Source organism: Pseudodesulfovibrio alkaliphilus (assembly GCF_009729555.1).
Lineage (GTDB): Bacteria > Desulfobacterota > Desulfovibrionia > Desulfovibrionales > Desulfovibrionaceae > Pseudodesulfovibrio > Pseudodesulfovibrio alkaliphilus.
Map to the genome: position 1 here is coordinate 168,986 of NZ_WODC01000001.1, position 13,818 is coordinate 182,803.

Sequence of the window (13,818 nt, forward strand, 5' to 3'; positions counted from 1 at the left end):
GTTACACTCCCTCGAAGATTTCGATCTTGTCGCCTTGCGCGAGCTTGACGTAGGCCTTCTTGTAACCGGAGATGCGTCCGGTAACGCGGCCAAACTTCTTGCGCGGCATGGCTTGTTTTCTGACAATGTTCACGGACTCGACTTTAACGTCAAAGGCTGCCTCGACCGCCTTCTTCACCTCGATCTTGTTGGTGTCGGGGTGGACGTAAAAAGAGACGTGATTGGACTGCTCCTTGGCTTCGTTGGCCTTCTCGGAGACAACGGGCTTGAGCAAAATCTTGGAATAATCCATGACTATTTCAACCTCTCTTGAACGTCTTGGGCGGCGGCCTCGAGCATGACCAGCTCGGGATACAGCAGCACGTCGTAAACATTCAGCTTGTCGGCCTCGATGACCTTGACGCCCGGCAGGTTCCTGGCCGAGAGGGCCAGGGTGCTGTCAGCCTCCTTGGCCACAATCAGCGTCTTGCCGAGGCCGAGATTCCGAACTATGGCCGCAAAGGCCTTGGTTTTCACTTCGGCCAAATCAATGGCCTTGAGCACGGTCAGCTTCTGCTCGGCCACCCGCGATGACAGGGCCATCTGCAGGGCCAGCTTGCGGACCTTCTTGTTGACCTTGAACGAGTAGTCGCGGGGCTGCGGGCCGAAAAGGACCGCGCCGCCACGCCACAACGGAGAACGGCTGGAGCCGGCGCGGGCGCGGCCGGTACCCTTCTGGCGCCAGGGCTTGCGCCCGCCGCCGCTTTTCATGCCGCGGGTCTTGGTGGCATGGGTACCGCTGCGCTTGGCTGCGCGCTGGGCACGGACAACGAGGTTGAGAATCTCGGGTTGCACCTCGACCTCAAAGACCTCGGGAGCCAGCTCTATATCGCCAACTTTCTGATTATTCTGATCTACAACTTGCAATTTTGCCATGACGTATACCTCCAGCCCCGGCTAGCCGTTCTTGCGGATCATCACGAAGCCGTTGTTGGGTCCGGGCACCTGGCCCTTCACCACCAGGACATTGTCCTCGGGCCTCACGTCGATGATTTCCACGTTGCTCAAGGTCACGCGTGCGTTCCCCATCTGGCCGGGCATCTTCTTGTTCTTCCAGACGCGACCCGGATAGGTGGCGTTACCGACGGAACCGGGAACGCGGTGCACCTTCTCGGCGCCATGGGATGCACGGGAACCGGAGAAGTTGTGACGCTTCATGACACCCTGAAAGCCCTTGCCCTTGCTGGTGCCCGTCACCTTGACCTTTTCACCGGCCGAGAAAATTCCGACGGTGATCTCCTGGCCAAGCTCGTAGCCGTCGACACCGTCAAGGGGAAACTCCCTGAGGTGGCGATAAAGGTCCTTTCCGGCCTTGGCCATGTGGCCTTTCATGGGCTTGTTGACCTTGCGTTCGGCGATGACATCATAGCCGAGCTGCAGGGCGTTGTAGCCTTCCTTGTCCTGCGTCTTGATCTGCATGACCGGGCAGGGTCCCGCCTGGATGACGGTAACGCAACACACGCTGCCGTCATCTTTGAAGATACGGGTCATGCCCAGCTTCTTTCCAAGTATTCCAAGCGTCTTAGGCATAATGAAACTCCTAGAGCTTGATTTCGACATCAACACCGGCAGGCAGCGAAAGCTTGCCCAGGGCGTCAACAGTCTGCTGAGTGGGTTCCAGGATGTCCAAAAGGCGCTTGTGAATGCGCATTTCAAACTGCTCACGGGACTTCTTGTCCACGTGAACGGACTTCTGAATGGTATTACGATGAATGTCGGTGGGCAGGGGCACAGGGCCTGCAATAGCCGCACCAGTATTCCGGGCCGTGTCAACGATTTCGCTGACAGCCTTGTCCAGAATACGATAATCGTATGATTTCAGTTTGATTCTGATGCGATCGCTCGCCATCGAAGCAGCCATGGTGCTTTCTCCTCAAAGGATTTATCTTCGCCGCGCCCGAAAAATTGCAGGCGCACAATTTCGCAACGGTCGGGTTGTGTACTCTCAACTCGCCGTGTCTGTCAAGCGAAGGGAAAATCCCGGCTCGTCGTTAATCTTTCTTTGTCATCAACTCTTCAGCCAAGCTGTTCGGCACCCTTTCGTAGTGATTGAACTGCATGGTAAACGTGGCGCGTCCCTGTGTCTTGGAGCGCAGGTCCGTCGCGTAGCCGAACATCTCGGACAGCGGGACATAGGACCGCACCACCTGGACACCGGGCCGGGCTTCCATTTCTCCGACACGTCCCCGGCGGCCATTGAGGTCGCCCATGACATCGCCCAGATATTCCTCGGGCGTGACCACCTCAACAGACATGATAGGCTCGAGGAGCACGGGCTTGGCGCCCTTGCATGCCTGCTTGATGGCCATGGAACCGGCAACGTAGAACGCCTGCTCGCTGGAGTCCACCTCGTGGAACGAGCCGAATACCAGCTTGACCTTGACATCGACCACCGGGAATCCGGCGACGATGCCGTTTTTCAGGGCATCCTTGATGCCCTTGTCCACGGCGGGAATGTATTCCTTGGGAATCACGCCGCCCTTGATCTCGTCCTCGAACTCGTAGCCCTTCTCGGGGTTGGGCTCGATCTCGATGACGACGTGGCCGTACTGGCCGCGGCCGCCCGACTGCTTGGCATGTTTGACATCCGCCTTGTTCGACGCGGAAATGGTCTCGCGATACGCAACACGGGGCGCGCCCACGTTGGCGTTGACGTTGAACTCCCGAAGAAGACGGTCAACAATGATCTCGAGATGCAACTCACCCATTCCGGCGATAAGGGTCTGCCCGGTTTCCTCGTCGGTCTTGACGCGGAAGGAGGGGTCCTCCTTGGCCAGCTTGACCAGGGAGTTGGACAGGTTGTCGCGGTCAGCCTTGGTCTTGGGCTCAATGGCCACTTCGATGACCGGCTCCGGGATATCCAGGGATTCGAGCACCACCGCCTGCTTGAGGTCAGCCAGGGTGTCGCCGGTAGCCAGGTTTTTGAGGCCCACGGCAGCGACGATGTCGCCCGCGTACGCCTCTTTTATCTCTTCACGCTTGTTAGCGTGCATTTTGAGCAATCGGCCGATGCGCTCCTTCTTGCCGGTGGCGCCGTTCATGAAGGTGGCGCCGCTTTCGATCTTGCCCGAATAGAGGCGCAGGAAGGTCAGGTGGCCGACAAAGGGATCGGTCATCAGCTTGAAGGCAAGGGCCGACAGGGGCTTGTCGTCGTCGCAGGGGCATTCGACGGTGTTGCCGGAATCGGGGTCGATACCCTTCATCACTTCGATGTCCAGGGGCGACGGCATGAAGTCCACGACCGCATCCAGCAGTTGCTGCACACCCTTGTTGCGGAAAGCGGTGCCGCAAAGCACAGGGCAGATGGCCAGGGCGGTGGTGGCTTTACGCACACCCTCGCGAATCTCCTCGGGCGTCAGCTCCTCGTCGGCCATGAACTTTTCGAGCAGGACTTCGTCTTCCTCGGCGATGGCCTCGATCAATTCGACACGCATCAACTCGTATTGGTCCTGCAAATCTGCGGGAACATCGGTGACCTGGAAGCTGGTGCCCTTGTCCTGGCTATCGAAGATGTAGGCCTTGCCCTCAATAAGATCGACCATGCCGACAAACTCGTCCTCTGCCCCGATGGGCAGTTGCACGGGCACGGCCTTGGCGTTGAGTCGGGTCTTCATCATGGAGACGCAACGGAAGAAGTCGGCACCGATACGATCCATCTTGTTGACAAAGGCCATGCGCGGCACGCGGTAGCGGTCGGCCTGCCGCCAGACGGTCTCGGACTGGGGCTCGACACCGGCCACGGAGTCGAACACGGCCACGGCACCGTCGAGCACGCGCAGCGCGCGCTCCACTTCCATGGTGAAATCGACGTGTCCGGGAGTATCGATGATGTTGATGCGATGATCGCGCCAAAAGCAGGTGGTGGCGGCAGAGGTGATGGTGATGCCGCGCTCCTGTTCCTGGACCATCCAGTCCATGGTGGCTTCGCCGTCATGCACTTCGCCGAGCTTGTGGGACACGCCGGTATAAAACAGAATGCGCTCGGTCGTCGTGGTTTTGCCCGCGTCGATGTGGGCCATGATACCGATATTGCGCTGCTTGTTTCTGGGAACCATTCTTGGCACAGTGATACTCCGGGTCTACCAGCGGTAGTGGGCGAAGGCTTTGTTGGCTTCGGCCATCTTGTGGGTGTCTTCCCGTTTCTTGACCGCCCCGCCGCGATTATTGAAGGCGTCAAGCAGCTCGCCGGAGAGCCGGGCGACCATGCCCTTCTCGCCGCGGCTGCGGGCGTAATTGATCATCCAGCGAATGGCCAGCGCGGTCTGGCGGTCGGGCCGGACCTCCATGGGTACCTGATAGGTGGCACCGCCGACACGGCGGGACTTGACCTCCACCGAGGGCCGGACATTGTCCAGGCACTTCTCGAAGGCGCGCAACGGATCTTCGTTGGTCTTGTTGGCAAGGCTTTCGATGGCCTGGTAGAAAATTCTTTCCGCGGTGCTCTTCTTGCCGTCAAACATGAGACGGTTGATGAAGCGGGTGATGAGCTTGCTGCCGTACACAGGGTCCGGCAGGATCTGCCGACGCGCGACAGGACCTTTACGAGGCATTTCTTTCTCCTTGAATTTCGGCCGGGGGGACATTATTTCGGGCAGCCTCCGCCCTACTTTGTCATCCCACCCCGGGCATTACGAAAAAAGCGTCAACCTATTTGGGGCGCTTGGTACCGTACTTGGAGCGGCCGCGACGGCGATCATCGACACCAGAAGTATCAAGGGAACCGCGCACGATGTGGTAACGGACACCGGGCAAGTCCTTGACACGGCCGCCGCGGATCAGCACCACCGAGTGCTCCTGAAGGTTGTGGCCTTCGCCGCCGATGTAGGCGGTTACTTCAATGCCGTTGGTCAGGCGGACACGGGCGACCTTACGAAGCGCAGAGTTCGGCTTCTTGGGGGTCGTGGTGTACACCCTGGTGCAGACGCCGCGGCGCTGCGGGCATTCGAGCAGGGCCGGAGTCTTTTTCCGCTTGGGCTGCGCCACGCGCGCCTTGCGGATCAATTGGTTGATGGTGGGCATTCATCCTCCGAAATCAATAGTTAATACATTACTGCACGCAATCATGCGCAAAGAGGACCGCTATTAAGCCAAAAGCCGAAGCCTTGTCAAGCGGTTTGGCCCGACCGGCTTTCCAAGGGGCGGTCCCCTGCGGCAAAGTGACCGGGGAGGACCAGCCTCCCCAGTCGCTTTACTATCCAGAACACCGCACGAGCGATGTTATAATCTTCAGTCAATCTCTACCAGGAGCGGGCTTTCCTCGAGATCCTCAAGGAACTTGTCCTTGCGCTCCAGCTGATCGGGCACGAGGATTTCCGCATCAGTGTATCGACGGAAGCCGGTGCCCGCCGGGACCAGCCTGCCGACGATGACGTTCTCCTTGAGTCCGCGCAGGCTGTCGGACTTGCCGCGCAGGGAGGCCTCGGTCAGCACCTTGGTGGTCTCCTGGAAGCTGGCGGCCGAGATGAAGGAATCCGTGGAGAGCGAAGCCTGGGTGATGCCCAGAACCAGCGTCTCGGCCACGGCCGGAGTGCCTCCCTCTGCCAGGACCTTGGCGTTCTCATCCATGAACCGCTGCTTGTCCACCTGCTCACCGATAAGGAAGGTGGTGGAACCGGGCTCAACAATGGACACCTTCCTGAGCATCTGGCGGACGATAATCTCGATGTGCTTGTCGTTGATGCTCACACCTTGGAAGCGGTAGACCTCCTGAATCTCCTCGACCAGATAGCGGGCCAGATACTTCTCGCCCTTGATGCGCAGGATGTCGTGCAGTTCGGGGCTGCCCTCGGTGAGCAGGTCTCCCGCCTCCACGAAGTCGGACTCCTGAACCGTGATGTGCTTGCCCTTGGGGATCAGGAATTCCATGGGATCTCCTGTCTCCGGGGTGACGACTACCTTGCGCTTGCCCTTGGTCTCGGAGCCGAAGGTGACGATGCCGTCGATGGACGAAACAACACCCATGTCCTTGGGCTTGCGCACCTCGAAGAGCTCGGCCACTCGCGGCAGACCGCCGACGATGTCCTTGGTCTTGGACGATTCACGCGGCTTGCGGGCGATGACATCGCCCGAGCGCACGGTGTCGCCGTCCTTGACCATGAGGATGGCGCCGACAGGCATGGCAAAGGTGGCGTCGATGGCTGTTCCTGCGCGTTTCTTGGGCCTGCCGTTCTCGCCCAGGATGGTCACGGCCGGACGGTAGTTGGTGGTCCGGTATTCCATGATGGTGTAGGACGCCTTGGAGGTACGGTCCTCCTGGACGGTCTTGCCCTCGATGATGTCGGTGAAGCTGATGGTGCCGGCCGCGTCGACGATGAACGGCTCCATGTAGGGGTCCCATTCGGCCAGGGGGGTGCCCTTCTTGACCGTCTGCCCTTCGTCCACCAGGAGCCTTGCGCCGGAGGGCAGCACATATTTCTCCCGCTCACGGCCCTGCTCGTCAACAATGCCCACCTGGCAGCTCTTGCCGAGCACCATCTTGTGGCCGTCGGCATTGACGACGGTACGCATGCGCGAGCAGACCACGCGGCCCTGGTGCTGCGACTCGATGGACGAGGACTCGATCTCCTTGGACGCCGTGCCGCCGATGTGGAAGGTACGCATGGTCAGCTGGGTGCCCGGTTCGCCGATGGACTGGGCAGCGATGATGCCGACCGTCTCGCCGACGTTGACCAGGTGCCCGCGGGCCAGGTCGCGTCCGTAGCACATGGCGCAGATGCCCTGCTTGGACTTGCAGGTCAGGCCCGAACGGATGGTGATGGAGTTCACCCCCGAGGCATCGAGCTTGGCCGCGTAGTTTTCATCAATCATGGTGTTGGCGGGAATGATCATCTCGCCAGTCTCCTCGTCATGGATCGGGAACATGGTCACCCGGCCCTTGACGCGGTCGGCCAGCCGCTCCTTGATCTCGCCGCTCTTGACGAAGTGGGTCAGCTCAAGGCCGTCCACGGTGCCGCAGTCCAGCTCGGACACGGTCACGTCCTGAACCACGTCCACCAGGCGACGGGTCAGGTAGCCGGAGTTGGCGGTCTTGAGCGCCGTATCGGCCAGACCCTTGCGTGCGCCGTGGGTGGAGATGAAGTACTGAAGGACCGACAGCCCCTCGCGGAAGGACGCGGTGATGGGCGTTTCGATGATCTCGCCCGAGGGCTTGGCCATCAAGCCGCGCATGCCGGCCAGCTGGCGCATCTGGTCCTGGTTGCCTCGCGCACCGGAGGTGGCCATCATGTAGATGGGGTTGAAGCTGGAGTTGACCTCGGTTTTTCCGGTCCTGGGATCGGTCAGCACGTCGGTGCTCATCTCCTGCATCATTTCGTTGGAAATGTCGTTGGTGGTCTTGGTCCACACGTCAACGACCTTGTTGTATTTCTCGGTGCGGGTGATGATGCCGTCCTGGAACTGGTTCTCGATCTCCTCCACCTCGGCATGGGCGGCGTCCAGAAGCCCGGCCTTGGCATCGGGAATCTTGAGATCCTTGACGCCGATGGTCACGCCTGCCCGGGTGGCGTACTCATAGCCCATATCCTTGATGCGGTCGCAGAGAATGACCGTGGCCTTGGTTCCGGCCAGACGGTAGGCACCGGAAACCAGGGCGGCGATGTTCTTCTTGTTGAGCACGCAGTTGACCATCTCGAAGGGCATTTTCTCGGGCAGCAGTTCGCTGACGATGATGCGGCCTGTGGTGGTCTCCACCAGCTTTCCGTCGATGCGCACCTTGATGCGGGCGTGCAGGCCCACCACGCCGTGGTCGTGGGCTGCAATGACCTCGGAGGGATCGGCAAAGACCATGCCCTCGCCACGCTGGAAGGAACGCGGGGTGGTCAGATAATAGAGCCCGAGCACGATATCCTGGGAGGGGTTGATCACAGGCGAGCCGTTGGAGGGGCTGAGGATGTTGTTGGTCGACATCATCAGCACCCGGCATTCGATCTGGGCCTCCACGCTCAGGGGGACATGCACGGCCATCTGGTCGCCGTCAAAGTCCGCGTTGTAGGCGGAGCAGACCAGCGGGTGCAGCTGGATGGCCTTGCCCTCGACCAGAAGCGGCTCAAAAGCCTGGATGCCCAGGCGGTGCAGTGTCGGGGCGCGGTTGAGCATGATCGGATACTCGCGGACCACATCCTCAAGGATGTCCCAGACCACAAGATCTTCGCGCTCGACCATTTTTTTGGCCGACTTGATGGTGGTGGCGATCTCGCGCTTCTCAAGCTCCGCATAGATGAAGGGCTTGAAGAGTTCCAGGGCCATCTTCTTGGGCAATCCGCACTGGTGGAGCTTGAGCTTGGGACCGACCACGATGACAGAGCGGCCGGAGTAGTCCACGCGTTTGCCCAGCAGATTCTGACGGAACCGGCCCTGCTTGCCCTTGATCATGTCCGAGAGGGACTTGAGCGGACGGCCGTTGGTTCCGGTGATGGCCCGGCCGCGGCGGCCGTTGTCGAACAGGGCGTCCACGGCCTCCTGCAACATGCGCTTTTCGTTGCGGATGATGATCTCGGGGGCGCCAAGTTCCAGCAGCCGCTTGAGGCGGTTGTTGCGGTTGATGACGCGGCGGTAGAGATCGTTCAGGTCCGAAGTGGCGAAACGGCCGCCGTCCAGGGGGACCAGCGGGCGCAGCTCGGGCGGAATGATGGGGATCACTTCCATGATCATCCACTCGGGCTTGTTGCCGGATTCGAGGAACGCCTCGACGATCTTGAGCCGCTTGGTGATTTTCTTTTTCTTGGTCTGGGACCGGGTGGACTGGGACTCCTCGCGAAGCTCGATGCGCAGGGCCTCAAGGTCGAGGGCCTCCAGCATCACGCGCACTGTCTCAGCGCCCATGCCGACCTTGAGCGCTTCCTCGCCAAAATGGTCGATGACCTGGAAGTACTGGTCCTCGCTGACCACCTGATGCTTTTTGAGCGGCGTGTCGCCCGGATCGAGCACGATGAAGGAATCGAAGTAGAGCACCTTTTCCAGGTCGGCCATGGTGATGTCGAGCAAGGTGCCGATCTTGGAAGGCAGCGTCTTCAGAAACCAGATGTGGGCAACGGGCGCGGCCAGCTCGATATGGCCCATGCGCTCGCGGCGGACCTTGGAGGCGATGACCTCCACGCCGCATTTTTCGCAGACGATGCCGCGATGCTTCATGCGCTTGTACTTGCCGCAGTTGCACTCATAGTCCTTCACCGGGCCGAATATCTTGGCGCAGAAAAGGCCATCGCGCTCCGGCTTGAAGGTGCGGTAGTTGATCGTTTCCGGCTTCTTCACCTCGCCAAAGGACCATTCCCTGATGGTTTCCGGCGAGGCGATGGATATCTGGATAGCGTTCAGGTTACGCCCCTGGACGGCGGCATTCGGTGCTCCACGCAAGGTGAACAGATCGTCCAACGTCATGGATATCCCCTATCGTAAAAAGTTATCACATGCCCGGCCGGCCGACTGACCGGCCGGGCTTGTCACCGAGAGTGTCCGGTCTTACGCGATATAGGGCCGCTGCGGAGCAGAGGCCGGGCGCTTGCGTTCCTCATAGTGCAGGGTCACATCCAGACCCAGCGACATGAGCTCCTTGACCAGAACATTGAAGGATTCCGGCAGGCCGGCTTCCAGGAAGTTGTCGCCCTTGACGATCTTCTCGTACATCTTGACGCGGCCCTGCACATCGTCGGACTTGACGGTGAGGAACTCCTGCAGGAGGTAGGCGGCGCCGTATGCCTCGAGAGCCCAAACCTCCATCTCGCCCAGACGCTGGCCACCGAACTGCGCCTTGCCGCCCAGCGGCTGCTGCGTGACAAGGGAGTAAGGGCCGGTGGACCGGGCGTGGATTTTCTCGTCAACGAGGTGGTGCAGCTTGAGGATGTACATGACGCCCACCGTGACCCGACTGTGGAAGGGTTCGCCGGTACGGCCGTCATAGAGGACGAACTTGCCGTCGTCGGAGAGACCGGCCTTTTCGAGCCAGCCCCATATCTCTTCCTCGTTGGCGCCGTCAAAAACCGGCGTCTTGGCCACGATGCCCTTCCTGACCTTCTTGACGGCCTCCACCAGCTGCTCGTCGGTCAGGGAGTCGATCAGGGCGTCCATGTCCTTGTCCTCGAAGAAGCCCTTGACATCCTTACGCATGTCCTTGAAGGCGTTCTCCTCGTACATGGCGTTCAACTGCTCGCCGAGCTTGCGGCCGGCCATGCCCAGGTGGGTTTCCATGATCTGGCCGATATTCATGCGCGAGGGTACGCCAAGGGGGTTGAGCACGATGTCCATGGGGGTTCCGTCCTCAAAGAAGGGCATGTCCTCCTCGGGCAGAATGCAGGATACAACGCCCTTGTTGCCGTGGCGTCCGGCCATCTTGTCGCCCACGCTGAGTTTGCGCTTCACGGCGACGTAGACCTTGACCATCTTGATGACGCCCGGAGGCAGATCGTCGCCCTCGGTCACCTTCTCGCGTTTCACGTCGTAGAGGTTCTTGATGAAATGGACCTGCTGATCGTAGTCGGCGATGATCATTTTTATCTGCTCGTTGGGATCTTTGTCGAAGATTCCCAACAGCTTTTTGACCGGCACCGAGAAGATGGCCTCGCGGTCCGCCACCTCGCCGGTCTTGCCCACCACGGCCTTCTTGTTTCCGGCCAGGTCCTTCTTATATGTCTCGCCCTTGACCACGGCCCAGATCCGTTCACGGGTGGTGTCGGTCAGCGAGGCGATGTGCTTCATTTCCTTGACGTCAAAGGCGGCCAACTCGGCTTCCTCGATGGCCTTGGTGCGCTCGTCCTTTTCGGAGGACCGGCGGTTGAACACCTTGACATCCACGATGGTTCCGGCAATTCCCGGCGGCACCTTGAGAGACGTGTTCTTCACATCGCGGGCCTTGTCGCCGAAGATGGCCCGCAGGAGTTTTTCCTCAGGGGTCAGCTGCGTCTCGCCCTTGGGCGTGATCTTGCCGACCATGATATCGTCGGGTTTGACACGCGCACCGATGCGGATGATGCCGCACTCGTCGAGGTTTCGCAGCATCTCCTCGGATACGTTGGAGATGTCGCGAGTCACTTCCTCGGGTCCGAGTTTGGTGTCGCGGGCTACGAGTTCAAACTCCTCAATATGGATGGAGGTAAAGACATCCTCCTTGACCATACGCTCGGAGATGAGGATGGAGTCCTCGAAGTTGAAACCGCACCAGGGCATGAAGGCCACAAGCAGGTTCTTGCCCAAGGCAAGCTCGCCGTCCTCGATACCGGGACCGTCGGCCAGCACGTCGCCCTTCCTGATAGCCTGTCCCACCTGGACCCTGGGCCGCTGGCCGAAGCAGGAGTTCTGGTTGGACTTGTGCCATTTCTGCAGTTCGTAGTGCTTGGCGCCGCCTGAGGAGGCATACAATCCGTTGTCGTAGTTGACGATGACCCGTTCGGCATCGACGTAATGAACAACGCCGTCCTCCTCGGCAAGGACACAGGCACCGGAGTCGCGAGCGACCGGGCCTTCCATGTCGGTGCCGACCAGGGGCTGCTCGGCCTGGAGCAGAGGCACGGCCTGGCGCATCATGTTCGAGCCCATGAGGGCGCGGTTGGCGTCGTCGTGTTCCAGGAACGGAATCAACGCGGCCGAGATGGAAACCGTCTGGCTCGGGCTGATGTCCATGCAGGTCACTTCCTCGGCCAGGGTCAGCTGCACGTCGCCGCTGATGCGGGCGTTGACGCGGGGGTTGACGAAGGTGCCGGTCTCGTCCAGGGGCGCGTTGGCCTGGGCCACCACTTCCTTGGCCTCCTTGGAGGCGTCCATGTAGTGGACTTCGCTTGTGACCTGCTTATCGCGAACCATTCGATACGGCGTTTCGATGAAGCCGTAGTCATTGACCTTGGCGTAGGTGGTCAGGGAGACGATCAGACCGATGTTCGGTCCTTCGGGCGTCTCGATTGGGCAGATGCGGCCGTAATGGGAGGTGTGCACGTCGCGCACCTCGAAGCCCGCCCGTTCACGGGTCAGGCCGCCGGGGCCCAGGGCGGAAAGGCGGCGCTTGTGCGTGACCTCTGAGAGCGGGTTGGTCTGGTCCATGAACTGGCTGAGCTGGGAAGTTCCGAAAAACTCCTTGAGCACGGCTGCCACGGGCTTGGGATTGATCAGGTCATGAGGCATGAGCGTGGCCACTTCCTGAAGGCTCATGCGCTCCTTGATGGCACGCTCCATCCGCACCAGTCCGATGCGGTACTGGTTTTCCACCAGTTCGCCCACCGGACGGACGCGGCGGTTGCCCAGGTGGTCGATATCGTCGGCCGGACCGTGGGAATCCTTGAGGCGCAGAAGCTCCTTGACCGCAAGCAGAATGTCCTCGTTGGTCAGGGTGCGGATGTTCAGGTCCACTTCCTGGTTGAGACGGGAATTGAGCTTGTAGCGGCCAACGCTGGAGAGGTCGTAGTAATCGGCGCTGCGGAACAGGTTCTCGAAGAAGCTGGCAGCGATCTCGGGCGTGGGCGGCGAACTGGGGCGCAGACGGCGATATATCTCGATCTGGGCCGATTCCATGTCCGTCGTCTTGTCAAGAAGCAGCGTGTCGCGCAGGGAGGAGGACACGTCCTGCCCCCGCGTGTGCAGCACGGCCAGATCCTTGATCCCGGCCTCGCGGATGCGAACGACCAGATCCGGGGTCAGCTCGTCGGCCGCCTCGGCGATGACCTCACCGTTCTTGTCCACCAGATCGGCAGCAAGGAAGAGACCGGCCAGGGAATCGGGATCGACCTCAACGGTCTTGATCCCGGCTCGGACGATTTTCTTCCATGCGCCCTTGGTGATGGGCGTTCCCTTGGCCACCAGCACCGTGTCGCCGTCCTTGATGTCGGCAAAGGCGATCTCCTTGCGGTACTGCTCGGCCACAACTGTGCGCTGCACCTTGCTCTTGAGCAGGGTGTAGGATTCGATGCCGTAGTAATATTCAAGGATGTCGGTTCGCGACAGGCCCATGGCCTTGAGCAGGATCGTGGCGGGCATCTTGCGGCGGCGGTCGATACGCACATACAGGATGTCCTTGTGGTCGAAATCGAAGTCGAGCCAGGAGCCGCGCATGGGGATGATGCGGCTTGAGTAGAGAACCTTGCGGCTAGAGTGGGTCTTGCCCGAATCGTGCTCGAAAATGATGCCCGGGGAACGCTGCAACTGGTTGACGATGACACGTTCGGTGCCGTTGATGACGTAAGTTCCCTTGTCCGTCATCAGCGGCAGGGTGCCGAAGTATATGTCCTGTTCCTTGATGTCGCGAATGGTGCGGTTGTCCGTTTCTTCGTCCACGTCAAAAACTACGAGACGGACAGTGATACGGATGGGCGTCTCGTAGGTCAAACCCTTGGAGATGCACTCATCGACGTCGTATTTTGGCTCACCGATTTCATATTTGACGAAATCAAGGCTGGCGGTCTTGTTGAAATCTTCAATGGGAAACACGGACCGGAACACGCTCTCAAGCCCGATGTCGGCACGACTGGTGGGCGGAGTGTCAAGCTGGAGGAACCGCTTGTAGGAATCGACCTGAAGCTCCAGCAGGTGGGGGATGGGGAGCGTGTTGACGATGTTGCCGAATTTTTTTCTGAGTTGACCCATTGTACCCTCATGTATGAGTGGTTGATGGTTGGGGCGCACTGTCCGATAGGAACCCGCAGCCCACTGTCGTCTGCAACGACCGCGTGGATTCGGCCGCCGCGTTAAAGGGTCCTGACCATGGCCGGGATTCCGGTCCCGGAGCGCATGTAAAACGGGGGCAGGCGATCGCTTTCGCCATCAGTGCCTGAACCCGAAGGCGGAACCAATCACCCAGTATAT

The 13,818-nt window shown here is 60.2% G+C and carries 9 protein-coding genes; all 9 read right to left on the minus strand.

The window, feature by feature from the left end:
• Position 1: 1 nt before the first annotated feature.
• Positions 2–292 (minus strand): 50S ribosomal protein L23, encoded by a 291-nt coding sequence (gene rplW / locus GKC30_RS00875; protein WP_155931587.1) that lies wholly within the window; start codon positions 290–292, stop codon positions 2–4.
• A 2-nt stretch (positions 293–294) separates the two neighbouring features.
• The gene (rplD, locus tag GKC30_RS00880) at positions 295–915 is read right to left on the minus strand and encodes a 50S ribosomal protein L4 (protein WP_155931589.1); all 621 of its coding nucleotides are present in this window, start codon (positions 913–915) and stop codon (positions 295–297) included.
• A gap of 21 nt (positions 916–936) precedes the next feature.
• A complete protein-coding gene (rplC, locus tag GKC30_RS00885) occupies positions 937–1,569 on the minus strand; it encodes a 50S ribosomal protein L3 (protein ID WP_155931591.1) in 633 nt (210 codons plus the stop codon).
• Positions 1,570–1,579: 10 nt separating this feature from the next.
• Complete coding sequence (rpsJ, locus tag GKC30_RS00890; protein WP_155931592.1) at positions 1,580–1,900, minus strand: 30S ribosomal protein S10; 321 nt, start codon at positions 1,898–1,900, stop codon at positions 1,580–1,582.
• 130 nt (positions 1,901–2,030) lie between these two features.
• Positions 2,031–4,103: an elongation factor G gene (gene fusA, locus GKC30_RS00895; RefSeq protein WP_367613905.1), complete on the minus strand. Its 2,073-nt coding sequence runs from the start codon at positions 4,101–4,103 to the stop codon at positions 2,031–2,033.
• Between the two features lie 15 nt (positions 4,104–4,118).
• Positions 4,119–4,589, minus strand: coding sequence for a 30S ribosomal protein S7 (rpsG, locus tag GKC30_RS00900; RefSeq protein WP_155931596.1), 471 nt, complete (start codon positions 4,587–4,589; stop codon positions 4,119–4,121).
• 97 nt (positions 4,590–4,686) lie between these two features.
• Positions 4,687–5,058 (minus strand): 30S ribosomal protein S12, encoded by a 372-nt coding sequence (gene rpsL / locus GKC30_RS00905; protein ID WP_155931598.1) that lies wholly within the window; start codon positions 5,056–5,058, stop codon positions 4,687–4,689.
• A gap of 207 nt (positions 5,059–5,265) precedes the next feature.
• The gene (gene rpoC, locus GKC30_RS00910; protein WP_155931600.1) at positions 5,266–9,414 is read right to left on the minus strand and encodes a DNA-directed RNA polymerase subunit beta'; all 4,149 of its coding nucleotides are present in this window, start codon (positions 9,412–9,414) and stop codon (positions 5,266–5,268) included.
• An 81-nt stretch (positions 9,415–9,495) separates the two neighbouring features.
• Positions 9,496–13,599, minus strand: coding sequence for a DNA-directed RNA polymerase subunit beta (gene rpoB, locus GKC30_RS00915; RefSeq protein WP_155931602.1), 4,104 nt, complete (start codon positions 13,597–13,599; stop codon positions 9,496–9,498).
• Between the last annotated feature and the right edge of the window lie 219 nt (positions 13,600–13,818).